This window comes from Nitrospirae bacterium CG2_30_53_67, assembly GCA_001873285.1.
In the GTDB taxonomy this organism is placed as follows: Bacteria; CG2-30-53-67; CG2-30-53-67; order CG2-30-53-67; family CG2-30-53-67; genus CG2-30-53-67.
Window position 1 is genome coordinate 1 of the sequence record MNYV01000029.1, and the last position, 25,997, is coordinate 25,997.

The following is a 25,997-nucleotide window of genomic DNA, read 5'->3' on the forward strand; positions in this document are numbered from 1 at the left end:
GACCTCTCCGATCCCAGACTGGACGTCTTGCTGGGAAGTCAGGCCGACGAACTGCGGGAGGATGCCGCTCTGCTCCAGAACGCCGCCAACCCCTTTGATTACCAGGGCTATCTCAAGGGGTATCAGACGCCTGTGTTTTTCGGAAGCGCTCTCAATAACTTCGGCGTCAGAGAGCTGCTCGATTCATTCGTTGAGATGGCTCCTCCCCCCGGTCCGATGACCGCCCTGTCCCGTGAGGTGTCGCCCTACGAGGAGACCTTTTCCGGGTTCGTCTTCAAGATCCAGGCCAACATGGATCCGGCCCACCGGGACCGCATCGCATTCCTTCGAATCTGTTCGGGCAGGTTCACACGGGGGATGAAGGTCCGCCACCATCGGACCGGCAAGGAGATGACCCTCTCCAATGCCACCATCTTCATGGCCCAGGAGAGGACGCACGTGGAGGAGGCCTATGCCGGCGATATTATCGGCATCCACAATCATGGGACCATCAAGATCGGCGATACCTTTACGGACAAGGAACCCCTGCAGTTCACCGGTATCCCCAACTTTGCGCCGGAATACTTCCGGCGGGCCGTGCTGAAGAACCCGATCAAATCCAAGCAGCTTCGAACGGGATTGACCCAGTTGGCCGAGGAGGGAGCGGTACAGGTTTTCCGCCCGCTGATGGGGAATGACTATATTTTGGGGGCCGTCGGGGTTCTGCAGTTCGACGTGACCATGGCCCGTCTGAAGAACGAATACGGGGTCGAGGCCGCCTATGTCCCGACGGATTTCACCATGGCCCGGTGGATCGAGTACGATGACAAAAAGAAGCTGGAAGAATTTGTCAGGAAGAACCAGGCCAATCTGTCCTACGACGCTGAAGGACATTTGGCGTATCTTGCCGCAAGCAAATGGAGCCTCGAGTTTGTCATGGAGAAGTGGCCGGGAATCACCTTCAGCAAGGTGAAGGAACATCATTAGACGACGCCTCACAGGGCGGCTCTTCCTGTTTCATCCGACCTCAACTTCTTTTCAATACCTGCGGCAATTTTCTACAACCGTCCGGTTCCGCTAAAAAGGATTTTTTACCTCTTGACAGGGGGCCTTTCAATGGGTGAACATGTCAGGCGCCGAAACGGCGGTCATGCATATAAGGAGAGCCTATATCCGGATGCTTTGTGAAGACAAGGCGGCTCGGGCAAGCCTTGAGAAGGCGATGGGGGAGAGATGAAAAAAATAGCGCTGATCAGCGGAATCATTATTTTCATGGCTGTTGCCGGATCTGTTTTATTCAGGGACAAAGAAAATGAGCCGGAATACAGAACAGACAAGATCGTCAAAGGGGATATCGAAATGACCGTTACGGCCACGGGCACCGTCAACCCTGTGACCACGGTTCTGGTAGGCACCCAGGTATCGGGGACGATCAAGGAATTATACGCGGATTTCAATTCTCCTGTAAAGAAAGGGCAGTTGATCGCCCGGATAGATCCGGCTCTGTTTGAGGCACAGGTGAACCAGGCAAAGGCCAATCTTCTTTCGGCGAAAGCCAATCTGGAGAAAGCCGAAGCGGCGCTTCTTGATGCCAAGAGGACCCTGAACCGGAATAAGGAACTGTTTTTGAAAAACTACATTGCCAGGAGTGATCTCGATACATCAGAGACGAATTATGAGACATCCGTTGCCGGGAGCAGCGCGGCAAAGGCGGAGATCGCCAAGGCCGAGGCGGCATTAAACCTTGCCGGGACCAACCTTCGTTATACAAGGATTGTGTCTCCGGTAGACGGGATTGTCGTGTCGAGAAGTGTGGACGTCGGCCAGACGGTTGCGGCGAGCTTTCAGACCCCGACCCTCTTTACCATTGCGCAGGATCTGACAAAAATGCAGATTGATACGAATGTGGATGAGGCGGATATCGGGAAGGTCATGGTCGGGCAGGATGTTGAATTTACCGTGGATGCTTATCCGGACTTGACTTTCAAGGGCAAGGTTTTTCAGGTCAGGAATGCCCCGATCACCGTCCAGAATGTGGTTACGTATGATGTCGTGATCATCGTGGATAATCCTGAGTTTAAGCTCAAACCGGGAATGACCGCCGAAGTATCCGTTATTATATCCGTTAAAAAAGATGTGCTGACGATACCGAATGCCGCGCTGAGGTTCCAGCCGCCGGAAAAGGCAAAGACGGCGGAAAGGCCGAAAGGGCCCGGAGTCTGGATACTCGAACAGGGGAAACCGAAACGCATACCGGTTTCAACCGGCATCAGTGACGGGAAGGATACCGAGCTTGTCTCCGGTGACATCAAAGAAGGGCAGGATATCATCGTAGAATCTCTTGCGCCGGCAAAACAACCGTCCATGCCTTCCGGGCCGAGGATGTTCTGATATGGCCATCATTGAAGCGCAGGAAATTACTAAAATCTACAGGCTGGGTGATGTTGATGTGAATGCGCTCGGAGGAGTGTCTTTAACCATAGGTAAAGGTGAATTTGTTGCCGTCATGGGTCCATCAGGTTCCGGTAAATCAACTTTTATGAATATCCTGGGCTGCCTTGATCAGCCGACGGACGGCAAATATTTCCTGGAGCATATGAATGTGGGTGATCTTGACAGGGATGAACTTGCAGGAATAAGGAATAAAAAAATCGGTTTTGTCTTCCAGGGATTTAATCTGCTTCCAAGGACATCCGCCCTTGAAAATGTCGAGCTTCCGATGCTTTATGACGGGATGCCTGCAAGAGAAAGAAGAGAGCATGCAGCCGATGCGCTCAAAAGCGTCGGTCTTGAGGGGAGGGAAAACCATCATCCCAATCAGCTTTCAGGCGGCCAGCAGCAGAGAGTGGCCATCGCCAGGGCCCTCGTCAATCATGCGCCCATCATCCTTGCGGATGAGCCGACCGGGAACCTTGACACCAGGACGAGCGCTGAAATCATGGAGATATTTGTCAAACTGAATGCGGAATCCAACATCACGGTTATCCTTGTAACCCATGAGGCGGACATCGCAGCATACAGCAGGCGGATCATTCGGTTCCTGGACGGTCATGTGATCAGCGACATGAGGCAGGAACAATCATGATTAATCTTCCTTCAACCCTCAGAATATCATTCAGGGCATTAAGAGTGAACAAGACGCGCTCCGCTCTGACCATGCTCGGAGTGATCATCGGTGTCGGCGCGGTGATTATCATGCTGGCTGTCGGCACAGGAGCAAGCCGGCAGATCGCTGAGCAGATTTCGAGCATGGGAAGCAATCTTCTCATCATCCTTCCAGGAGCAACCACCGCCGGAGGCGTGAGAATGGGTTCAGGCACACAGCCGTCACTGACCACGGGTGATGCAGAGGCCGTCCGGAAGGAATGCCCCGCAGTCCGGGACGTCGCGCCGATTCTCAGCGGGGTTGCACAAATCGTTTATGGACACGAAAACTGGTCAACCGGGGTCGTCGGAACCACTCCGGGTATGCTGAGGGTCAGGGACTGGTCCCTATCTGCCGGGAGACCTTTTACAGAGCAGGATGTCAAGAGCGCCGTGAAAGTATGTCTCTTGGGTAAGACGGTCTCGGAGAATCTTTTCGGGTATATGGACCCGTTGGGCCGGATGATCAGGATCAAGAAGGTTCCGTTCATGGTTATAGGCGTCCTTGCGGCAAAAGGACAGACCCCGACAGGCCAGGATCAGGACGATACCGTTTATGTTCCTGTCACCACGGCGCAGAAGAAGCTTTTCGGGACGACTTTCCCGGGAATGGTCAGGATCATCATGGTCAAAGCAAAAAACAGAGAAGACCTGCCGGCTGCCGAGAAACAGATCAACGAGCTGCTCAGACAGAGACATCGAATCGGCCCAAAGCAGGAGAATGACTTCACCGTCCGAAATCTGACCCAGATGATGGAGACGGCGGAACAATCGGCAAAGGTCATGACTTTACTGCTGGGCGCCATAGCGTCCGTCTCTCTCCTTGTCGGAGGCATCGGAATCATGAACATCATGCTCGTATCGGTCACGGAGAGGACCAGAGAGATCGGGATCAGAATGGCCGTCGGGGCAAAAACCTGGGACATTCGGATGCAGTTCATGGTTGAAGCGATCATATTATCATTCATCGGCGGTGTCGCCGGGGTGATGATCGGCATATCCGGTTCAAAGATTCTGTCCATGCTCGCAGGATGGCCCACCGTTATATCTCCCCTTGCGATTATACTGGCCTTCGGATTTTCAGGGTTGGTCGGAGTGTTTTTCGGGTTTTACCCGGCATACAAGGCATCGCTTCTCGACCCCATTGACGCCTTAAGGTATGAATGAGCAATCCATCGACTTTACGATTCGTCAGGCCAATCCTACCGGTTGGCCGCATGATCAAGGGGGGTTGAATGAAACTGATTACATCCGATTTGATTGATGATTTGATTGCCCGGGCTGGTGCGAATGTTAGAAGGCGCATCAACCACAATGTTCATGAATTACCGTCCGATCCGGTGCAGCGGTTATTCGTAGCGGCCAGGCCTGGTTCTTATTTCCGGCCGCATCGGCACCCAATGAAGTGGGAATTCGCGGTGGTCATTCTCGGCCGTTTTGATGTGATGCTGTTCGATGACGCGGGCTTCGTGACCGAACGCCGCTCTGTCGGCCCCGGAACGGATACGGTCGGGTTTGAAATCCCTCTGAATGTATGGCATTCCTGGATCCCCATTGCCGATCATTCGGTGTTTTTTGAGGTTAAACAGGGGCCGTATGATGCCCAAACCGCGGCAGAGTTTGCTGCCTGGTCGCCGGCTGAAGGCACATCAGCGGTTGGTGAGTTTTACGAAAGACTGCGGAATGCAGAGGTCGGCGCCCATGTGGATTAACCAGACCGGACAGCTATTCCTTCATGGTCATGGCCGTCGTTTCCTGCATTCCTCTTCGACGAAGTCGATCACTTTTGATTCGAGGCAGTCCCGGTTCAATGCGTTGATCTCATGCAGGCAGGTAGGGCTGGTGATGTTGATCTCGATCAGGCAGCCTCCGATCATGTCAATGCCTGCGAGGAATAAACCGTTTTCTTTAAGGAAAGGGGCTATGGTCCGGCAGACTACGCGTTCCCGTTCAGTGAGTTCGGTACCGGCCGCATGCCAAGGGGAACGGATGGGGGGCCTGTCAAAGCTGTTCTGCGGGGGGAGCCAGAGCACGGCGCCGATGGGCTCGCCGTTGAGCAGGATGATCCGTTTATCGCCCTGAGCCGCCTCATGGAGGTAACGCTGGGCCATGACGAAGCGGCTCTCTTCTTTCGTGGCCATCTCAAGAAGGGTATTGGCGTTGCTGTCGTCCTGATGCACATAGAGGATCTCTCTGCCACAGGACTTGTCGAGAGGCTTCACGATCATCTCCCCGTTCATCTCCTGGAGGAATTTTTGAAGGACGGATATCCGCCTGCTGACGATGGTCTCCGGGATCAGCTCGGGGAACCGCAGGACCGATACCTTTTCGTTGCAGTCCCTGAGTCCCTGGGGGCTGTTGATCACCAGGGTTTTAGTGTGGACCATGCTCAGGATCAGGGTGGCCATACAGTAATCCATGTCAAAGGGCGGGTCCTTGCGCATGAAGAGAACATCGAGATCGTTCAGGCAGAGGAGGGTTTCGTCTCCGAGCCGGAAGTATTCTTTGCCTCGGAAGACCCGGATGGCCCGGCCGGTCGCCATGGGGGTCTGGGTATGCAGGTAGAGGTCGGGGACCGTCATGTAAAAGATCTCATGATCCCGGCGCTGGGATTCGAGCATGAGGAGGTAGGTGGAATCGACCTCGGTCCGGATGGCCTCGATGGGGTCCATGACAAAACCGATTTTCAAATGGGACATAAAAAATCCACAAACTTTTCAGGATGACAGATCCGTGCCGATGACATATAATGTTTGATCAGCATCACAGTATCAGAGAAGCATTCCACAGTCAACAGGTTTGCCGTGGAGGGTTTTTAATGAATGAGCCGGGTTCCCGGAGGATCGGGTATGAGGATCTGATCCGGTATTTTCATGAGGGGAGCAAACCGTCCGGAGACCTCCGGATCGGAGGGGAATACGAACTCTTCGGGGTCCATGCCGGATCCGGCGTTGCGGTCCCCTATAAGGGAGAGGGCGGGATTCAGTCTATCCTGAACCGTCTGCTTAAGAACCCCCGTTGGGCGCCTTTGTGTGAAAAAGAACATCTGATCTGCCTTCTGGGTAAGGATTCCTCGAATGTAACCCTGGAGCCTGGAGCGCAGATCGAACTTTCAGGCGCCCCCAGGCCGACCCTCATCGAGTTGTCCGAAGAATTGAAGGGGTATATCCGGGAGCTTTACTCGGTGACCCAGGATCTGGGGATCGATTTCATCGGCATCGGGATGCATCCCGTCAGCCGGCAGGAGGAGATCCCTTTTGTGGACAAGTGCCGGTATGATATTATGGCGCCCTATCTGAAAGTCAAAGGGGCGCTCTCCCACCAGATGATGAAAGAGACGGCCACGGTCCAGGTGAACCTCGATTACACGGACGAAGCGGACGCCATGGACAAACTCCGAACCGCCATGGGGATCACCTCCCTGGTCTCAGCCATGTTCGCCAATTCACCGATCTCCGGAGGAAGGCCCAACGGCTTCCTGACCCGTCGTGAACATGTCTGGATGCATACGGATCCGGACCGGTGCGGCCTTCTCTCCTTTGCATTCAATGAAGGGGCCTCCTTTAAGGATTATCTTCAGTATGCGCTCAGGGTCCCCATGCTCTTTGTGGTCCGTGAGGGGAAGTGGATCCCCATGCACGGCATGCGGTTCGGCGATTTTCTGGAAAAAGGGGCATCAGGGCTGCAGGCCACGGAAGAGGATTGGAGGCTTCACTTGAGCACGCTCTTCCCCGAGGTTCGTCTCAAACAGTATATCGAGGTCCGCGGGGTGGATGCTCAATCACCGGGCATGGTCCTATCGGTTCCGGCTTTCTGGAAAGGCATTTTATATGATGGCGAGGCCCGGAGAGCGGCCTGGGACATGGTTCGAGGCTCCCGCTTTGAGGACCGGCTGAAACTGCACGAAGAGGTCTGCCGTATGGGACTCAAGGCCAGGATCGGAGGCAAGATCATCCTAAGCATGGCCCAGGAGCTGGTCCGGATCGCGAAGGAGGGGCTCCGGCGGCAGGGAGAGGATCTCCGATTCCTGGAACCGCTGGAGGAGATGACCTTGGCGCAAGAAAAAACGCCGGCCGAGGCGCTGCTTGAGAAGTGGGAGGCGTGGAACCATGATGTGCGGAAGCTGATCCGGTATGCTTCCTATTTTCATGGAAGCGGATGGATCCTTTGATTCGAAGATCATCTCCAAAAGAGTGGGTGAAAACATCAGGGGTTTTTCTCTGGAGATTTTGCTTGCGTTCTTGTACTCGGTTTACCGGTATCAGTATTTCACTTGACCCCTTGACCCCTTGAAGCCTCGACCCCTTTTTACCTACCATAACCCGCGATGGTCGAGGCCAGATCACGGTGGGCGCTCGATCCCACCTGCGTTTCAATCCTCTTAAGGTCCATATGGAAAGGCGTTCCGAGCCGCCTGCGCTTCAGGTCGAGCAGCCTGCCTGCGGATTCATCGATCCGTTCCAGGGTGATCTCTCCCTCTTCCACCGCATCCATGACCGCGTGAAGGGCCTTTTCCTGTTTTGCGGGGTCATGACAGATGAGCAGGGCGTCCAGACCCGCGCTGATCGCAAGGACAGATGAGCGTTCAATCCCCCATCGGTCCTCCACGGCCTTCATCTCCAGGTCATCGCTGAAGACGACGCCGTTGAAGCGGAGTTCCTCTCTCAAGATCTGCTGCACCATCCGGCGGGAGAGGGTGGCCGGGCGTTCGGGGTCGAACGCAGGGTAGAGCACATGCGCCGTCATCAGGGTCGAAAGCCCGCAGTCAATCGCCTTCCGGAAGGGGAGCATCTCCATGCGCCTCAGCCTCTCTTCCTCATGACGCACGGCGGGGAGGTCCAGGTGCGAATCAAGCGTTGTGTCGCCGTGTCCGGGGAAATGTTTGCCGCAGGCGATCACCCCGTAGTCCTGAAGTCCCCGGATCACGGAGCATCCGAGGTCTGCAACCTCTTCCGGATCCCCGGAGAAGGCCCGTGTTCCGATGACCGGATTCTCCGGGTTGGTGTTGACGTCGAGGACCGGGGCGAAATTGAGGTTGATCCCCACGGCTGAGAGTTCTTCCGCCGTGGCCCGGCCGAAGGCGTAGGCGAGTTTCCTGGAGTGTGAAAGGCCGAGGGCGTGATTGCCCGGGAAGATCGTAAAGGGCTCCGGCAGCCGGGTGACTCGCCCGCCTTCCTGGTCGATCCCCACGAGAAGAGGGATCTCTGAGACCTCCTGTAGATTCTGAATGAGCCCGGCCGTCTGCTGAGGATCGCGTATGTTGCGTGAGAAGAGGATGACCCCCCCGATCCCGAAATCCCGTATCATCCTGAGGATATGCGCATCGGGCTCGGTTCCGTCAAAACCCAAGACAAAGAGTTGCGTGATCTTCCGGATCCGTTCCATGAAAACAGCCTATCATGAGTGCAAAGAGGTTTAAAATATAAAGTTGTTTTTTTGTGTCTTTTCAGTATAATATCAGGATTCAGCAGGGAAGGGAATTTTTTTCGGAAAGGAATGAGCCATGCTGATTCATTGCAAAGGCTGCGGCAAGGCATACCGTGTGGATGAGAAGCGCCTCACCCCGGAAGGGATCCGAGTCAGATGCAGGCACTGCGGTTCAGTCCTCATGATCCGCCTCAGAAAAGAGCATGAGATGCAGGCAGTCAAAGAGGAGGAACCTGCGGCAGCCGTCCCTCCGGAACCCCGAATTAAGGCGGAGGCGCCTGAGGCAGTTTCTGCCGAGCCTTCCGGAATGGCTGCTGAGGCAGCTCTAACCGGACCTGAATTTCAGAAGGAGTTTGAACCGGAACCCCCATCCGAATCTGTTTCTGCGCCTGAAGCGCCCTCGCCTAAATATCGTTTTTGTATCTACTGCGGGGGTCCTCTCGTCCGGGACTTGCCCGCAGGCGGTCGTCCGGTCTGCGGGAACTGTGAGTCAGGAAGATCTGCGGCTGTTTCCGAACCGGAAGACGCTGTTTCTAAAGCGGCTCCGGGCATGTCCGTCTGGAAGAAGATTCTTCTGTTGATCGTCCTTCTCTTCGTCATCCTTTTCGCTGCCTTCATGGGGTACCAGACGGCCTTGGGAAAAAGCTTCATGTCCGTCTCTGTCTCGAATGTTTTTTATAACGGCATGCCCGCTCCTCAGATCCCACCGTTATCATCATCCGGCGCCGCAGGGTTTTGACCATGAAGAGACCCGCAAAAAAGAAGCGGTGGTTCAGATGGATGATCACCGGATTGGTTCTTCTGCTGGTCCTTGTTCTCTCGGCAGCCGCTGGGGCCGGTTTTCTCCTGTACACTCAGATTCTCCATGAACTTACGGATGTCTCAAAGCTGAAGGACTACCGGCCGAGCCTGATCACCACGGTCTATGCTGATAACGACGAGGTGGCCGGGAAATTTTACATCGAGAGAAGGATTCTTCTCCCCTTTTCCGAAATTCCCGATATCCTGGTGAAGGCCTTCATTGCCATTGAGGACGCCCGGTTCTATCAGCACGGCGGGATCGATTTTCAGGGTATCTCCAGGGCTTTCTGGGCCAACCTGCGGGCCAAACAGATCACGCAGGGAGGGAGCACCATCACCCAGCAGCTGGCCAAGACCCTTTTCCTCTCTCCGGAGAGGACCATACAAAGGAAGATCCGGGAGATCCTCCTGGCCCTTCAAATCGAGAAACGATTCAGCAAAAAAGAGATCCTCGAACTCTACCTCAATCAGATCTACTTCGGAGAAGGGGCCTACGGCGTCGAGGCCGCGTCCGAAACCTATTTCGGGAAGCATGTGAAAGACTTGAGCCTTTCCGAAGCGGCGATGCTGGCGGGCCTTCCCAAGGCGCCCGCCCATTTCGATCCATACAAGGAGCCGGATTCCGCCTTGAAGCGAAGGTCCATGGTTCTGGTCCGGATGTACGGAGAACATTTCATTTCAAAAGATCAGATGCGCGCCGCCGATGCGGAGAACATCGTACTCAAGAAGAGAGAAAAATATCAGGATGTATCCGCCTACTTTATTGAGCACGTCCGCCGTTATCTCATGGAGCGGTACGGAAGTCAGGAACTCTACCGGAGCGGGCTGGAGGTGCATACCACGCTGAATCTGACGATGCAGCGTGCGGCCTTCCAGTCGCTGAGAGAAGGGCTGATGGAATATGACAAACGGCATGGGTACCGCGGGCCCATAGGTCATGGATCCGCATCGGGGGAGGAGTCTAAGAAACCGCTGGAAGCGCCTCTCAGCCGTCCTCAGGAAAGCAGGTCCGTCCGTGTGAACGATATTTTGGAAGGTACGGTCGCCGATTTGGACGGGAAGGGCGCATGGGTTCTGACCGAAGCGGGTAAGGGGTTCCTCCCCTTGGAAGGACTCCAATGGGCAGGGAGCGCGGTCCGTAAGAAGGACCCCTCGGATCCGGCCAAGACCGTCTGGATCAAACCCAAGTCGCTGGAGGATATCCTCTCCCAAGGAGACCGCATCCTCGTGAGGGTCGTGAGGTCTGTGCCGGGATCGTCAGGTCTGTTCTTCTCTTTGGAACAGGAACCGGAGGCGCAGGGGGCTGTCATCTGCATGCAGCCGTCCACCGGTGAGATCAAGGCCATGGTCGGGGGATTCGATTTTGAGAAGAGCGAATTCAACCGGGCGGTCCAGTCCAGGAGGCAGCCCGGCTCGGCATTCAAACCGTTGATCTACGCTGCTGCCATAGAGAAAGGATTTTCTCCGGCCACCATCATCATCGATGCGCCGATCATCTTTGATCAACCCGGTATGCCGGAGAAGTGGAAACCGTCCAATTACAGCGAAAAGTTTTACGGGCCTACCCGGCTTCGTGTCGCCCTGGCGAAGTCCATCAACGTGGTGACTGTCAAGCTTCTTCAAAGAGTGGGGGTCAGGAACGTCGTTGATTTGGCGAAGAGGCTCGGGATTACAAGCCCCCTCGATAAGAACTATTCCCTGGCCCTCGGTTCATCGGGGGTGACCCTGCAGGAGCTGACCTCTGCCTATTCGGTTTTTGCCAACCAGGGCAGAAGGGCGGAGCCGTACTTTATCCGCCGTATTACGGACTACGATGGGAAGGTGATCGAGCAGAGAGAGCCCTCGACCGAAGATGCCGTGAGTTCCGATGTGGCCTATATCATGACCAGCATGCTCGAAGAGGTGGTCAGGAACGGGACCGGGTGGAAGATGCAGGAGCTGGGCCGTCCTTCGGCCGGCAAGACCGGAACGACCAACAACTTTCAGGACGCCCTTTATATCGGGTTCGTTCCGGATCTCATTGCCGGGGTCTGGGTGGGTTATGATGACATGCGCTCACTGGGGAACGGAGAAACCGGAGCAAGGGCCGCGGCCCCGATATGGCTCTCTTTCATGCGCAAGGCAACCCTGAACTCCGAAAGAATGCCTTTCCCGGTCCCTGATGACGTTGTATTGGTCAAGATTGATTCCAAGACCGGCCTCCTCCCTTCTTCAGAGAATCAGGAAACCTATTTTGAATGTTTCAGGAAGGGGAGCGAACCCCGTGAATATGCCTCCTCGAAACATACGGAGGGGAATGACTTCTTCGAAATGGATTCCGGTTCGGTCCGGCCATCGTCGCCTAAAGAGACTTCTTCAGAGAAACCGGCGCCTGACCGGTTATGATTTTGGCGAGCCAGAACTGACACGGCCACTAAGTTTTATTCTAAACCCACCACCTTTGGTGGTGGACCTGAAGAGGTTCTACCGATCCGGGGAGAAATAAGATAGGCTCTTCCTCTAGGAAAGCCCTGTATAGAGGAGGAGCAAGAACCTATGCATGGTTGAGAGAGTCCAACGCAGGTCAGTTGTTATTGGAATCACCCCACACTCTTACGCGAAGAGCCATTTATTTAAACGGCCGCTGTGGGGCTGTTGAAAAAGCCTGCCTTTGTCTTCCGTTCAGACCCATGTTACAAGGCAATTCTATGAACTCACCGGTCAGTTACTTTATAGCGGAAGCACAGATATCACGGGTATCCATTTTTCCAAAGAGTACAATCCTGAGGATTGGATATAAAGCTCAGGGACCTTCAAAGGTGTCTGACACCTTTGACCTTCCAGGAATGTTTGGAGGGGAATTACATAAGCTGTCCCCGGAATTGAGGATTATAGTATCAGACGCTTGCTGTCTCGACGCATGCAAACTGCTCTTCATAGAAGGCACGCGCAGCTTCCTGTTTCTTTCGCATCTCTAAAAAGACCTCGTCGTAATTCTCTACCAGGAGGTCAACGACCTTCGATTCCAAGAGTTTTCTTGCCGAGAAGTCTTTGAGGATACGAATAATCCCCTTGCGATAGGGCCGGTCTTCGGCCGTTGCCGTAAAGATATCGGCCACCATCATGATCCGCGCCCCTATGGTGAGGTCCGCTGCCTTGCAGTGAAAGGGATACCCGCTCCCATCAAGTCTCTCATGATGAAAGGCCCCCCATTCGGCGATCATAAAGAGGGTTGGAAAATCAATCTCAAGTCTCCGGGCAGGGCCTTTCGCCATGAGCACGGAATAGAGTCTCTTGGAAACCAGGTCGAGCCAGAATTCTTTCCGCACGCTGACCGATCTGAAAAAATCCACTTATGGAAGGATGGAGATGGTGGAAACGAAGCCGGCATTTTTCAAGGGAAAGCAGCTTTCTCAGGGTGCGGCCTCTCTGGCGCTCTCGAGGTCGAGGACGATCTGCTGGACGTTCCGGGTGAAGAATCTCTTGATGAATTCCCAGCTTGGCTTTTTCTTTCCGCAGTAGCGGGGGTCCGGGTCGGACTCCGCATCCTCAAAATAGACCAGAGACTTGCCGATGTGGAGAGGATGAATCCTATTCCAGCCGAAACGCCGGATCATGTTCTCGGCCACTTGAAAGAAGGGAAGGCTCTGCAGGATGAAATAGAGGTCCACAAAATCTCTTCTTGCGCCCCGCTGACTGATCGAAATGACTTTCATTCCGGCTATATCCGCGATCCCGGAGATCGAAATTCCGTTCCACCGGGCCTTGGGTTCAGGAAACGGATAAGGGTAGTGGAAAAAGGAAGTCTTGACCTCATTCGCTAAAACGGTCAGGGTCCCTTGAGCTTCCTGCATGATTTCGGGTTGAACTCTCTCTGCCTGGAGCGCCTGGAAGAGGTTCTCTGTGCTGAAGTCCTCTGTGGTGAAAAAGTCCAGGTCCTCGGAGATACGATGCCCCAGTTGCAGGGCGAGGCCGGTTCCACCGGCCAGGATGAATCCGTGGGCGCGGACCACGGGTCTGAGCCGGGCGATGACCTTTCTTAAGTTCGGGGGCAGGGATTCAACATGGACGGCCAAACCAGATCCTCCAGAAGTTATTGGACTTGGGTGAAATCTTCCGGCTGTTCTCGCAGGTTTCCATAATCAGTTTTGTGGGATAAAGACGCTGTATCCAGTGAAGCGCATCCAAACTGCCCATTTCGAGGACGCGCTCGATTACGTACCGGGCATGACTTCGGAGGTCAACCCGGCCGGGGGGGGTGTCCCAGAAAAGGAAGTAAAACCGTTTCGGAATCGTTTTCATTTCCTGCAGGGCTTCCATCTTTGTCGCAACCGCCGGGTCGGAAAGAGGGCCGAGGTATTTGTGCACGACCTTGTTCCTGCTCCGGTAGGCATGATACGCATATTTTTTGTGCTTTATGGTCTTGACCACGATGCTCACGGAGTCTCCTTCCTGGACTGCCTAAAAGTTACCAAACTTTGTTGGGTAAGTCAACTGAATTCTCGCGGGGTGGATGGCCTACCAGCAGCGGATCCTTCCGGTGTCCACGTGGATGAAGTCGGAGCCTGGATAATATCCCACGCCGCCGCTTCGGAGAGAAACGGCAACCTGTCTCAGATTTGAAAGTTCATAACCCGGCAGCCTGATGTCCGCGGCCTTGCCGTAGAGATGCATACTGTTTTTCGCCACCCCATGTCCCTGTCTCCATAAAAACTCATTAGTCTGCGGCGAACGATAACCGGATATGATGTGGAAGGGCTCCCGGGTTTTCACTTTAGCCCTGAGGGCAAAAAGGAGATCCAGCAGGTCCGGGTCTATGGGAGAGATGTCCCCGGTATAATGGTCGCGGAGGATGGTGTTGATCCGGTCCATGGCATCCGGAATATACATTCCCCGGTTCCAGTAGACGGTCTCCAGATGTTCCTCAGTGTGGGTGTTATAAAACGAGAGTGTTTTTTTCTGGATGAAAAAGTTTTTCAGCGCAGACTGGGCAGGGGCGGGAACCAGACATGCGGATACGGTCAGAAGCCCCAGGGTCAGAAATCCTCTGCGGTTTATCTCATGGCAAGATTGTTCGATGATTTTTTTTTCAAATAAGTGCATGGCGGTATGACTTGTCCGGAAATATTGTATTTGTTATGTTATGTAATCATTATAATATAAATTGAAAGAGAAAGTATACATAAATTTTCATCCGGTTTCTCATCCGCTTTATGGAGCAGGCGGTCTTTTTCCCAAGGCCTTGTCCATTTGTATGTCTCTATCATAAACATCTTCACGGAAATTAAGTCTTCCTGCTTCATCCACCCATGCGGTAAGATAGAGTATATAGACGGCTATAGGCTGGGGAAGCCGCACGGCTTTATTCCTGCCGTCGTCTATGGCGGCCTGTATCCTCTCTTGAGTCCACGAAGGGTCCCTCTTTAACAGGTACTCTGCCAGTTCCATGGGTTTTTCTATGCGGATGCAGCCGTGACTGAAGGCCCGGACATTTTTTGAAAAGAGATTCTTGACCGGTGTGTCGTGAAGATAGACATTGAACCTGTTCGGGAACATGAACTTGATCCGTCCGAGGGGATTCTGGGGGCCGGGGTCCTGCCTGAGTTTATAATTGAAGTTTTTGGCCGAGGCCAGGGACCAGTCCAGGGCCTCCGGGTCTATGACTTCTATGCGGCCTTGGCCTTCCCATATAACCTTCAGGTTGTTTTTGGCCAGGTAATCGGGGTCTTTGCTCATTTTGGGGATGATCTCCCTGACCATGATATTTTTCGGAACATTCCAATAAGGATTCAGCTCCAGGTAGGTCATGACTGCGCTGAAGACAGGGGTATGCCAGTAATTTTTGCCCACCACGACCTTCATGGACATGTTCGTATGGCCGTTCTCAAATAAATCCAGTTTAAAGTCGGCAATGTTGACGATGATATATTTCTGCCCGAGATCCCTGGGTATCCAGCGCAGGCGCTCCATGTTCAATTCAATCTGGCGGATTCTTGCCTGCACCGGGACATTTATGGCCTTCAATGTGGCAGGGCCGGCCACTCCGTCGGCGTCCAGCCCGTGCTGTTCCTGGAACCTGATGACGGCCTGTTCGAGGGTTTCGTCGAAAAGTTCTCCTGACTCATCTTCCTCAGGGGTAAGATCACCCGAAGCGATCAACCTCTTTTTAAGTTCAATGACCCGCCGGTCAAAACTCTCCTTTTTCAAGGAAGGCCCGGTTGAAACAGCCGGCCATCCCCCTCTTTCCGCTATTTTCCGGTCATGCGCCAGGGCCTGCCTGAGTCTGGAGTAACCATATTGTGACGGGAGAAGTTTTATTAAGGTTTCTTCTATGAGGTCGTCTTCCAGCGCCTTTTCAAGGATCGAGGAAACATCAACGGTCTCCCGGCCGGCATGCCACTCTGCGTCAAGCGTTACCGGATTGACGCACCCTGCCGAGAGGTGACAGCTTAGCAGGAGGAATGCATCCGTGAGGAGCAGGTCGAGATCCGCCATGGTTTCAAAAGAGGGTCCATCCTTTGCTGCGCCTTCTCGTATGCCGGCTAAAAGGGATTCAATATTTTTGAGGTGATAGTAATCCGGGGTGAGTCCTTCATTACGGGAATCTTCAATGGCCTTGACCAGTGCATAAGCTTGAGCTAAGGATCCGTTTGCGCCGGCCCATGCAGGCCTGAAGCCTCTTCTGCTGTAGAAGCGGTCAAGCATCACCGTATCATGGATAAACTCTTTTCCAATTCTGATTTTTGGGGGAGAACCGGCTTCAGAGATTCTTTTTTTGATGAGGTCCGCAGTTTTTGCATTCTCGCTCTCATCCCACGGGATGTCATGGGAAGCCCGGCCCTGCACAGCCGGGGACAAAGAGAAGAGCAAAAGAAAAATAAAAAGACTCGTGCAGGTTAGATATTTAGGTCTCCGGTATCTCATACTGAAGGCGAATCCTAAAAAAGGCTTATAACGGATTTTAAAGTTAAGTTTTGACGATGATGACCTGTTCCAGCCATGATCGGCCATCATATACGATCAGGGGCAAGATCTCAAGCCCTATGGCTATCTTACGCCTTTGTTTCCTTATAATAGTTCATAACATTTTTTACGATTAAAAATAATTAAAAAAGTTCTAAAGTTCCTTTTCCGGATTCCGATAAAGGAGCTTGATGACATTGAAAAGATCGGAACGAAGCATTCATGTTGGGGGTTTTCTATTGAAAACGATCTCTCCGTTCCTTTGCAGCATCTTCTCTTATATCTTGTTCGTTTTTGTATTCTGCTTCTTCACCGCATCCGGTGTTCGTGCGGAAAGTCTTGTTTTGAACGTCGAACATGGCCGTATGGATGCCGCAATTGAAAAAGCCACGCTGAATCAGGTGATGGAGTCCGTGATCCGGAAGACGGGCATCCGTGTGTTCATAGACCCATCGCTTCTCAATGACCGGATAAGCGTCCATTTCAAGGACCAAAACATTGAGGATGCTCTGAAGAAAATATCAGGAACACAAAGTTATGCCATGATCTTTTCCCCGGAAAAAGATGCGTCAGGAAACCACATTTTAAAGGCGGTCCGGATCTATCCTAAGGGCGGGCCGGATCATCAAGAGCGGTATGTCTCGTTGAACGATCATCTCCTTGCCGGGTTCAAGTCTTCGGGACCGGCTTTCCTGACCTCTCAAGAGGTGGGTGACATGCTGAAAAGGGACGAACAGGCGAGCCTGTCCCATGTGTCTCAGGAAAATTCCAAAAGAAAAAATGGGAAGGAGATGGGGAACACCCCTGGAAGCAGGTCGTTGATTGATGAGGCGCTCTATCGGGCAAAAAAGATGCAAAAATTTAAGGAGCTCAAGGCCAAGACCATGAATCAAAAAACTCAATATGAAACCAGGACGGCATTACAACTCCAAGAGGAAAAATCCGCCCTGCAAAGGATCGCTTTTGAATACAAGAGGCAGGAGTCCTTAAAGGCAAGTTTATCAAGAAATATGAGTCATTAAACCATTAACAAGAAGGAGAAAGTATGAAGGCAAAAACATTTTCAGTCAATCATTGGTTCATGCTGTTCAGTTTTTTCCTGATGGCTGTTTTCATTCATTCGTCTTATGCCTCGATGAACAGCGTAAGCATTGATACGGGGACGCCGGGCAGCCTGACCAACGTCACCATTTCACCGGACGGGGATGGGACGGATGACCGGGCTAATGTTCATTTTACATCGGATGTGTCCGGGTCGTTCAAGGTGATGGTGGACACGAACGGCACACCGGGATTTCAGATGCCGGACTGGTCGGATCCGAACTCGTGGCAGACATCGGATACGACCATGGAGGGCTGGGCCGGAGCCGGAGGACCCAATCAATTCATGTTCGAGGGGAGGGACAACAAATGGCGTGTTCTTCCCAATGGGACGTATTCCATCAGGATCATGGTGGATGAAGACGGGGATTGGATCAATACGACGCTGGATCAGTCCATGGATAATTCATTGACGGTTACCATCCAGACCGCCTCGATTTCAGGAAATGTGACCGCAGGGGGGAATCCGCTTCCCGGGGTCCATGTGAATGCCGGCTCGCAGTATGGCTGGGGAGATTCTGATACGGACTCAAGCGGAAACTACACCATTTCCGGCCTCAAGGCCGGCAGCTATCATGTCAATGCACAGAAGAGCGGGTACGTCTCTGCGGATTATCCCGGAGGAGACGTTGCCGTGACGGCGGGACAGAATACACCCGGCATCAATTTTACCATGTCCCCTTCGATCCTGGTTACAGGGGCCATTACGATCCCCGCGGCTTTTACCAGTTTTGTCAACATGTGGGGAGGCATGGAGGACCAGCTCTGGATCAACATCAACGGCTGGACCGATGACGGATCCGACTGGGTCTGGGGCAATGCGCACATCCATGCAGCGGACGGCCAGTTCTGCCTGAACGCCCTGCCCGGAGATGATTTTGATAACGATGGAAAAGAAGATCCGGTCGAGTGCTCCAGTCCGACATCCACAACTTATTCACTCGATGTCAAACCACCGGCTTCAGGACAGACCAAGACCTACCATATCCGGGCCGAGGCCAATAACTACGCCAGTGTGGAATATACCGTGACGGTGAATGGCAGCGGCGGCGCCCAGGACATCACCATGACCAAGGCCAGCCGGATTTTCGGGACCGTGACCCTGCCGTCCGCCAATGCGGGATCAACGCCGCTTTGGATCAATGTGAACGCAAGGACGGCGAGCGGGACCATGGCCTGGGGCGGGGGCTCCGTGGATATAGGCCAGACCCAGGGAAATTTCGACATCCGATCCGCCCTTGAAGGGACCTACACCGTGGAAGTTCAGGTCATGGGTTATAAGACCAGCAGTGTCTCCAGTGTTGTGGTCACCGCAGGTCAGGATACGGATTTAGGCAACATCAGCATCTCTCAGGGCGGGACCATCAGCGGGATCATCACCATCGCCGGAGACACCGGCAGTTATCAGATGTATCCTGGAGATCCCGGAACCCAGCCCATCATGCTTTGGGTGGACGCAGGATCTTCGGACGGCAGCGGATGGAGCGGGACCCAGGTGCAGATTCCCCGAGGGCTCAACCAGAGTGTCTCCTATACTATAGGCGGTCTGGGCGCCGGAACCTATGAAATCCATTCCTGGCTGGGAGAAGGGTATGAGCAGACCCCCATGCCGCTGACGGCAACCCTGGCCGGGGACACCAGCAATGCGACCGGCGTGGATATGTCCTTTGCGCCTTATTCAGGAAAGATTACAGGGACCGTATCAGGAACGGGTCTGGATCTCTCCAAAGTGGTTGTGAGGGCCATGAAGGCCGGATGGGGATGGCAGCAGCCCGTAACAACCCAGCCTTCAGGAGACGGATCTTATACGCTGACCGGTCTGGGGACCTCGGAATATATTCTTGAAGTCAATGAGTACGTCAATTCAGCGGATATGCTGAACGGCGCTCAGCCGATGCCTACCGGAAACTTCGGGACCGAGACAGTTAGAGTCCCGGTCACCAACGGCGAGACCACTTCCGGTCAGAACGTTACATTAAGCGCCGGAGGGGTTATTACCGGAAGCATATCACTGGAGCCGGGCTACAGCGGGAGTGTGAACTTCAACACGGATCTCGTAGGCAAAATGGTGACCGCCATGCCCATGAAGATGGCCATGATGGGAGGATCCTCGATGTTCATGGGACCGATCCTGCCCGACGGGACCTATACCATCTCCGGTCTGGGGGCAGGGGCGTACAGTGTCTCGCCTCCCACGGAACTGACCGATCAGATGGCGGGTTTCGATCCCAATGCACAGATGATGCAGGCGCCATTCGAGCCCGACATTGCGGCCGACAGCCGGATGGTCTCGGTATCCTCCGGACAGACCAAGTCAGGGGTTGATTTCGTCCTATCTGACGGATATTCCGTGAGCGGGACCCTGACCCTTCCGGATATTCCGACAGGAGACCAGTGGAACTATGTATGCGAAATTGAACTCCGGCATCCCCGAAAGGAAGGGATGGGCCGGCACATGCCGGTTTTTGTCAAGGATTTCAACGGGACCAAGACTTATTCCTTTACTCTGGAACATATCATGGACGGTGACTATGTGATCCAGGCCTGGTCCAATAACTACACCGTCGCCTACAAGAACATTTCCGTGAACGATAGCGACGTGGCCGGTGCGAACCTGGAATTAAAGAAAGGCGCCAGCATCACCGGTACGCTCGTCAATGCGAGCAGCGGCAAGGCTGTAACACCCTCTGACGGTATCCGGGTCCGCTGTGAGGCTTACCCCTGGGTAGAGGGGAGCTGGAGAGAAACCATGCAGGACCCCTGGTCCACCAGCCGGTTTACGGATCAGGGCGGCATCTATACCGGGGCATTCACCCTGGCCAATCTCCCAGCCGGGACCTATGTCGTGACCGTGGAAGCGGAACACGGCATGAAAGAGAACGGCGCCAAGAACTACATCGGGATCCGGAAGGCCGGTGTCGTGGTTCCTGAAACCTCGGGGGCCAGCGTGGATATCGGTACGCTGGAACTCCATGAAGGCGTTTCCATCAGCGGTACGGTAACGTCTGAATCCACCGGTGCGCCTTTGGGGAACATTGATGTTGAGGCCATGCCGGTGGACGGGAAGGACGGATCCACATCGGCTTTTGCCACCACGGACTCAAAAGGAAACTATACGATTTATGGCGTGGATCCCAACGTCAAATACTACACCGTGATTGCCGGCTCAAGGCCGGATTTCATGAAGTTCATCCCGGTGACCTGGGGTGAGGTGGAAAAGGACGTGGAAGTGGCATCCGCAGGTTTGACCGGTGTGGACTTTGCGCTCCCGGCTGCCAACGCCACGCTGTCCGGGACCATCCACAAGACCGGTAGTTCGCCGTGGATGCTCCCCTTCATGGAAGACGACATGCCGGCGCCCTTTATCCTGCTCCAGAAGCAGGGTGAAGTCTACTCGGACCCCATGGGCGGTATCGATACCATAGGAGAACCGAGTGACGGCGATACCACGACCTTCAGCATCAGCGGGATTGTTCCCGGAACGTACAATCTCAAGATCTTCAGCAGGGGATACACCACGAAGATCGTCCGGGGCATCGTGATTGCAGAAGGGGACAATGTCATCTCTACAGCCCTGGAATTGGTAGAAGGCGGGACGGTTTCCGGCTCGGTGGTCAAGGACGACGGGACCTATCCCACAACCTCCGAGGTTTCAGAAGTGGTTGCGGTCTCTGAGGATCTGGAGGTGCTGATCTTCGGGACCCTGACGGCCAATGAGGCCTCTCGAGAGGTTTCGGCTTATTCCATCAGCGGGCTTGAGGCCGGGAAGTCCTATCGCCTGGTATTTATCAGCGAGGGCGATAAGGGGCCCGGCGAGGTCCATGTGATGCCGGACATGATCAGCGCGGGTAATACCTACAATGCCGTGCTCGGTGACAATGCCCCGATTATCACGGCCCGTGCCAAGAAGAATGCCGATGGGACTTTCTCCATCGGGATATTCAGCACCAGTTACTTTAATGATGCATCCGCATCGAACATCCTCTCCCTGAGTCAGGGAGGAGGAACGCTCACGGCGACATTGGGACCGGACAAGATGACGATTGATGCCGGCTATACACCGGACGCAGCCGATACCATTTTCACTTTGGCATTGACGGCGCATTACGGCAAGAACAACAACACGGTCAGCGCGTCCTTCTCCTATGACGTGAACTCCACGGCATGGAACCAGGGGACCGTGAACACCCTGATGGGCGGCATGGTCGGTCTGGGGCAGGGCGACAAGTCCAAGGTCTTCATGGAACCTGGAGACGTCACGGATGGAGACGGCGACGGCGTATCAACCGTGACCATGCAGAAAGACGATTCAGGTGTCAGCGGGAACGGCGTGCATGCCAATTCCGTAGAGAGGAGATCCCTCCTGGCTGAAGCTACGGACCCGCTTCCTGCCGGTGCCACGGCGGCGAGCGCCCTGTATGATATCGCGCTTCCCTCAGGAGATTCAATCACAACGGGCGCATCGGTGACGGTATCACTCCAGTACAATGACTCAGTGACCGACACGACCAACCTGCACATCTACCACTTTACCGGCGGAGCGTGGGTTGCCGAGGACACCAACCTGACCATTGATACCGTGAACAAGACCCTCACCGCGGACGTAACCAGCCTATCGCCATTCCAGGTGGTTACGGCCTCCTCGGTGGATACGCCTGCGGACACGCCTGCAGATACGCCTGCGGCAGTCTCAAGCGGCGGGGGCGGAGGAGGAGGATGCAGCCTCGCATCGAATCCTGTCTCCATGCCTAACGGCATAGGGGAGACGGCGTTGATGATTCTGCCTCTGTTGGTCCTTGTCTTGATGAAGTTAAGGAGGCGGTCTCAGGATCAGAATTGATCCGGGCTGTAAAAACAGCATGAGAAAGGGGCAGGACTCAGATCCTGCCCCTTTATTTTCTACTATCACCGCCCTGAAGAAGGGTTCCCACGGAAAGGGTCGCTTCGAGTCCACTCTGGTCTTTTCCTGTAATCATCTTCAGGTTCTTGATATACAGCAAGTCTTCCGAACTTTCGATCTGATAAAGAAAACGAGTCAAATCATCAATCTTGATATTCTCGAGTTTGATCTCGGCCAGGGATTCCCGGAACTGCCCGACAGGGTTCTCACGCTGGGGCCTGATGTAGGTGATCTTGTCCTTGACTTCGGCCTTTGTGGCCAGTTGTTCCAGGTATGAGAAAACAGAGAATCCCTGCCCGCGCTGATCTATGATTTTTTTGATTTGTTCCATCCCTCCACGGTCTTGTACAACAGAGGATTGGAGCCGGACCATTTCGGAGAGTTCCGTTTTCTTCTTCTGGATTTTGATGTTGATCAATTCATTATTTTGAAACATGGGGTCCATGACCCATGTGTAAAAGGCAAGAACGGAAAGGAAGATGAGTCCGGAGAGGACGATACGCTGCTCTCGGGCGCTCAATTCCTGGTAGTAGTGGAAAATGCGCTGGAACAAAGGTTGTTGCCGTATCTGGTCCAGAAGACGGGCATATATGGATTTTTTCTCGTGAGTCTCCGGACTCGGAATCAAGGGCGGCCCGGAATAAGGAGCGGATTCTTGTATGGGGGACGCCCCGACGGGAATCGTTTCATCGAGGTTCTCGGCAGTTCCTTCCGGCGCATGCGGTGTTTCGGCCGCCCGTCCGGGAGCCTGTTCACCGGATGTGACTTGTTCCGAGACGTCCCCGGATTCGTTCGTGACCTTGAAGATATGTTTTTCTTCAGGGGCCGTATCTGAAGCGTCATGGGCGCTCTGTTCATCGATCCTGGGGGCGCCTTCCAGGAGGGCTTCCCATCCTTTGGGATCCAGATTCATTTTTGCTTTCTTTCGAAGAGAGTCTTCCTTGTCAGTCATGGAGCAATACCTCAATAGCCAGGTGCCGGTAATGCAGGGCTCCGGGCGAGTTGGCCGAGTATTTGATGACCGGTTTCCGGTAAAGTTCAGCCTCGCTCAGGGTGATGTTTCTCGGTATCAATGTGGTAAAGAGCTTGTCCCCGAAGGTCTGCTTGATCTCATGATAGAGAATCCTGTGCAAAGTCGTCTTTTTGTCGAACATGGTGATCAGGACTCCCATGAGATTGATTTGATGCCCGAGCTGCTGATGAATGGTGCTGATCATCTTGTTCAGCATATCGAATCCTTTAATGGCATAATATTTGGCCTCCGTCGGGATGATGATGTCGCTTGACGCCAGGAGGGCGTTTAAGCTTAAAATCCCGAGAGACGGAGGACAATCAATGATGACGAAGTCGTAATCTCCGTTGATCTCCTTCAGCGCGTTTCTCAGGATATAAGGTCTGGAATTCCTGCCGGCCAATCGGACTTCACAGCCGGCCAGGTTCATATGAGCCGGGAGCAGGTCCAGGGTCTCCATCATGGTCCGGCGCCGGACTTCGCTGACCTTGGTCTTTTCATCCATGATGAGGTCATAAACCGTCTTGTCCAGCGTGTCAGGATCCACATTCAGCCCGATGCTTGCATTGGCCTGCGAATCCATGTCGATCAGCAATACCCGCTGTCCCAGTTCCGCCAGGCACGCAGAGAGGTTGATGGCCGTCGTGGTCTTCCCGATCCCTCCTTTCTGGTTGATGATGGAAATGGACCTCATACGATCTTGCCGCCAAGAATTTTCTCCTGAGATGATTCCTGTTCGGAGCGGGGAAAGACCCGCCGCCTCTTGATGCGCTTCATCATCCACGGGGTTGATATCATGTTCCTTTGAATACGATTTTTATTTGAAAGTTGACATGGCTTTTGTCATTGTCCACCTTTGCATTGCTGACATTGACCTGATCTAAGATTTCCGACTTTTTCAGCTCCTGTTCGATCCGGTTGACGGAATTGAAGGAATCCGTCCATCCGACGAAGCGGAGGGACTTATCGTCAAGGGTCAGGTCCGTGACCGCAAGCTCCAGATCAGCCGGGATCCGGACGCTGATCTCGTTTAGAATATCCAGGGCTGAAGGCTTTGCGCCGAAAACGTTTCTGAAGATCTCATTCTGTTTTTCAACCTCCTTGATATGGAGCTTCATCTGTTCTAATTCATTCACCACATTTTTGACATCGGGAAATGTTTCCTGAAGGATATGGCGGGTCTCTTTCTTTAACTGGTTGTAATAGTGGCCCTTGGCTTGAATGCCGATGAAGTAGTCCACGAAGGATAGGAGAATAAAAAATCCCAGGATGGCTGCCGCATGGCGGATCTCCTTTTTTGATTCCATGATCCTGGAGATCATAGAGAATTTCTTTTTTCTGAAGGCGCATTTCAATGCATCCTTTCCCCCCTCCATCAGAGCCATCCCCAGAGGAGAATGGATCCCGGTCAGGTGATCTTTTCTCACCAGGTCATGAGGCAGGGCGGTCAGGGGATCGGTGATCTCGGTTTGGATGGACAACTCCTTTTCAAGGAGGGGGGGAAGCAGATGGATGCCCGGCCGGTCTCCGGTGACGTAGGCCTCCGACGGGGCCTTGGCGGAGGATCGGAGGAGATAAGTCCGGATACTCTTCCCGGCCTGGGAAGCGAGGGCCAATGGTTCCTGACCCAGGATATTGAGGAGTTCAGTGGTTTCGAGCGGGTTGACATCCCGAAGCCGTTCGGAGAGGGTTTGAGGATCCGTCCCTGTTTTCTCCTGGAGCCTTCCGAACAGGGCTTCAAGGCCCCAGCTGAGTCGTTGAATGTGTCCTGGAATCCCCCCTTCATACAGCGAAAGAAGGGTGTAATTCGATGAAACATGCAGGTGAAGACAGGAGCGGTCCTTCCGGATCCTTTGTGTTTGAAAGAGCGCGTTGGCTGCCGCAAGCGAAGAGACGACGATCATGTTCAGAGGGATTCCCGCCTCTTCGAAGAGGGCGCTCCGCTGGTCCAGGATGGATCGGGGAAGGGCATAGACCAGAAGGTCGCTTTTCCCTTTTTCCTGCCTGATCATCCGGTAACAGGTTTCGAGGTCCTGAATCGGGAAGGGGACCAGGGGTTCGAGTTCATAGAGGATGACCTTGTCGATTTTAGACCTCTCCCTGAATGGGACCGTGATCTGCCTGGTGATCAGCATGTCACCCGGCACAGACGCCACAACGCTCTCTCTCTGGATCTGATGTTCAGAGAAGAAGAGCGAGAGCGCATCCGGCGTGAGGGAGTCCCCGTCTATGACCTCCTCCATGAAGCGGAGAATCCGGACCAGCTTGCGCTGGACGGAGATTTCCACCGCCTGGATCCCGTATGCGTTGATCTCAATTCCCGTGATGATTCTCGCCATTATGACCTTTTCATCCGCTTTTTATCACTCTTCCCGCCAATACACGATGCTAACATTATTATTCTTCCTTTGCAAGACTGCATGAACGAATTTTGTTACCTTATGGACTCGGACTGTGACGTAAGCCGAAAAATAGGCCGATTTTACGTCCCACAACTCCTGCGGCACGCTGGATGCCCCGGGGAACTCCTGCTTAATATAGGTTGCAAAATCCTGCGTGGATTTGAAAGGGGCATCTTTACGGTATTCGGCAAGGGTCTCTCCGTCGATTCCGTCTGCGAGGGCGCTCAGGACCTGGGGGGGGGCCGTGTTCACATTGATCTTCCCGCCGCTCCAAACCGTGAAGATATCC

19 protein-coding genes and 2 pseudogenes are annotated in these 25,997 nt (G+C 53.8%); 10 read left to right on the forward strand and 11 right to left on the reverse strand.

The genetic code is table 11. The features are described from left to right. The 5 genes and pseudogenes from prfC (at position 1) to AUK29_01610 (ending at position 4,835) form a co-directional block, all read left to right on the forward strand. Positions 1–966 (forward strand): annotated as a pseudogene (gene prfC, locus AUK29_01590) (peptide chain release factor 3). Positions 967–1,212: 246 nt separating this feature from the next. Then, positions 1,213–2,370: an efflux transporter periplasmic adaptor subunit gene (locus AUK29_01595; protein ID OIP66005.1), complete on the forward strand. Its 1,158-nt coding sequence runs from the start codon at positions 1,213–1,215 to the stop codon at positions 2,368–2,370. Between the two features lies 1 nt (position 2,371). Beyond that, positions 2,372–3,064, forward strand: a complete 693-nt coding sequence (locus tag AUK29_01600; GenBank protein ID OIP66006.1) for a macrolide ABC transporter ATP-binding protein — start codon at positions 2,372–2,374, stop codon at positions 3,062–3,064. Further along, positions 3,061–4,290: a multidrug ABC transporter substrate-binding protein gene (locus AUK29_01605; GenBank protein OIP66007.1), complete on the forward strand. Its 1,230-nt coding sequence runs from the start codon at positions 3,061–3,063 to the stop codon at positions 4,288–4,290. The genes AUK29_01600 and AUK29_01605 overlap by 4 nt, the downstream gene beginning before the upstream one ends. Positions 4,291–4,358: 68 nt before the next feature. Continuing rightward, positions 4,359–4,835, forward strand: a complete 477-nt coding sequence (locus AUK29_01610) for a hypothetical protein (protein OIP66008.1) — start codon at positions 4,359–4,361, stop codon at positions 4,833–4,835. A gap of 27 nt (positions 4,836–4,862) precedes the next feature. On the opposite strand, the gene AUK29_01615 is transcribed toward AUK29_01610, so the two are convergent. After that, positions 4,863–5,822 (reverse strand): glutathione synthase, encoded by a 960-nt coding sequence (locus AUK29_01615; GenBank protein OIP66009.1) that lies wholly within the window; start codon positions 5,820–5,822, stop codon positions 4,863–4,865. A 119-nt stretch (positions 5,823–5,941) separates the two neighbouring features. On the opposite strand from AUK29_01615, the gene AUK29_01620 reads away from it, so the two are divergent. After that, on the forward strand, positions 5,942–7,294 hold the full coding sequence (locus AUK29_01620; GenBank protein OIP66010.1) for a hypothetical protein: 1,353 nt from the start codon (positions 5,942–5,944) through the stop codon (positions 7,292–7,294). 137 nt (positions 7,295–7,431) lie between these two features. Here the strand turns inward: AUK29_01620 and AUK29_01625 are convergent, their stop codons facing one another. Continuing rightward, the gene (locus AUK29_01625) at positions 7,432–8,508 is read right to left on the reverse strand and encodes a hypothetical protein (protein ID OIP66011.1); all 1,077 of its coding nucleotides are present in this window, start codon (positions 8,506–8,508) and stop codon (positions 7,432–7,434) included. A 118-nt stretch (positions 8,509–8,626) separates the two neighbouring features. On the opposite strand from AUK29_01625, the gene AUK29_01630 reads away from it, so the two are divergent. Together AUK29_01630 and AUK29_01635 are read left to right on the forward strand one after the other, a co-directional pair. Then, complete coding sequence (locus AUK29_01630; GenBank protein OIP66012.1) at positions 8,627–9,289, forward strand: hypothetical protein; 663 nt, start codon at positions 8,627–8,629, stop codon at positions 9,287–9,289. A 2-nt stretch (positions 9,290–9,291) separates the two neighbouring features. Further along, the gene (locus AUK29_01635) at positions 9,292–11,736 is read left to right on the forward strand and encodes a hypothetical protein (GenBank protein OIP66013.1); all 2,445 of its coding nucleotides are present in this window, start codon (positions 9,292–9,294) and stop codon (positions 11,734–11,736) included. 491 nt (positions 11,737–12,227) lie between these two features. On the opposite strand, the gene AUK29_01640 is transcribed toward AUK29_01635, so the two are convergent. The 5 genes from AUK29_01640 to AUK29_01660 form a co-directional block, all read right to left on the reverse strand. Further along, entirely contained in the window at positions 12,228–12,683 is a 456-nt protein-coding gene (locus tag AUK29_01640) for a hypothetical protein (GenBank protein OIP66014.1), read from the reverse strand. 60 nt (positions 12,684–12,743) lie between these two features. After that, entirely contained in the window at positions 12,744–13,406 is a 663-nt protein-coding gene (locus tag AUK29_01645; GenBank protein ID OIP66015.1) for a hypothetical protein, read from the reverse strand. Then, positions 13,390–13,632, reverse strand: a complete 243-nt coding sequence (locus tag AUK29_01650) for a hypothetical protein (GenBank protein ID OIP66023.1) — start codon at positions 13,630–13,632, stop codon at positions 13,390–13,392. Before AUK29_01650 ends, AUK29_01645 begins: the two co-directional genes overlap by 17 nt. A 216-nt stretch (positions 13,633–13,848) precedes the next feature. Beyond that, the gene (locus AUK29_01655) at positions 13,849–14,433 is read right to left on the reverse strand and encodes a hypothetical protein (GenBank protein ID OIP66016.1); all 585 of its coding nucleotides are present in this window, start codon (positions 14,431–14,433) and stop codon (positions 13,849–13,851) included. 108 nt (positions 14,434–14,541) lie between these two features. After that, entirely contained in the window at positions 14,542–16,254 is a 1,713-nt protein-coding gene (locus tag AUK29_01660) for a hypothetical protein (protein OIP66017.1), read from the reverse strand. Between the two features lie 230 nt (positions 16,255–16,484). Here AUK29_01660 and AUK29_01665 point away from each other — a divergent pair, with 230 nt between their 5' ends. Both AUK29_01665 and AUK29_01670 read left to right on the forward strand, forming a co-directional pair. Next, positions 16,485–17,315, forward strand: a complete 831-nt coding sequence (locus tag AUK29_01665) for a hypothetical protein (GenBank protein ID OIP66018.1) — start codon at positions 16,485–16,487, stop codon at positions 17,313–17,315. Positions 17,316–17,338: 23 nt separating this feature from the next. Continuing rightward, on the forward strand, positions 17,339–22,234 hold the full coding sequence (locus tag AUK29_01670) for a hypothetical protein (protein OIP66019.1): 4,896 nt from the start codon (positions 17,339–17,341) through the stop codon (positions 22,232–22,234). 52 nt (positions 22,235–22,286) lie between these two features. On the opposite strand, the gene AUK29_01675 is transcribed toward AUK29_01670, so the two are convergent. The 4 genes and pseudogenes from AUK29_01675 to AUK29_01690 form a co-directional block, all read right to left on the reverse strand. Further along, complete coding sequence (locus AUK29_01675; GenBank protein OIP66020.1) at positions 22,287–23,246, reverse strand: hypothetical protein; 960 nt, start codon at positions 23,244–23,246, stop codon at positions 22,287–22,289. Beyond that, positions 23,239–24,000, reverse strand: a complete 762-nt coding sequence (locus AUK29_01680) for a hypothetical protein (protein ID OIP66021.1) — start codon at positions 23,998–24,000, stop codon at positions 23,239–23,241. The genes AUK29_01675 and AUK29_01680 overlap by 8 nt, the downstream gene beginning before the upstream one ends. 100 nt (positions 24,001–24,100) lie before the next feature. Next, on the reverse strand, positions 24,101–25,645 hold the full coding sequence (locus tag AUK29_01685) for a hypothetical protein (GenBank protein ID OIP66022.1): 1,545 nt from the start codon (positions 25,643–25,645) through the stop codon (positions 24,101–24,103). A gap of 24 nt (positions 25,646–25,669) precedes the next feature. After that, positions 25,670–25,997, reverse strand: a pseudogene (locus AUK29_01690) (hypothetical protein).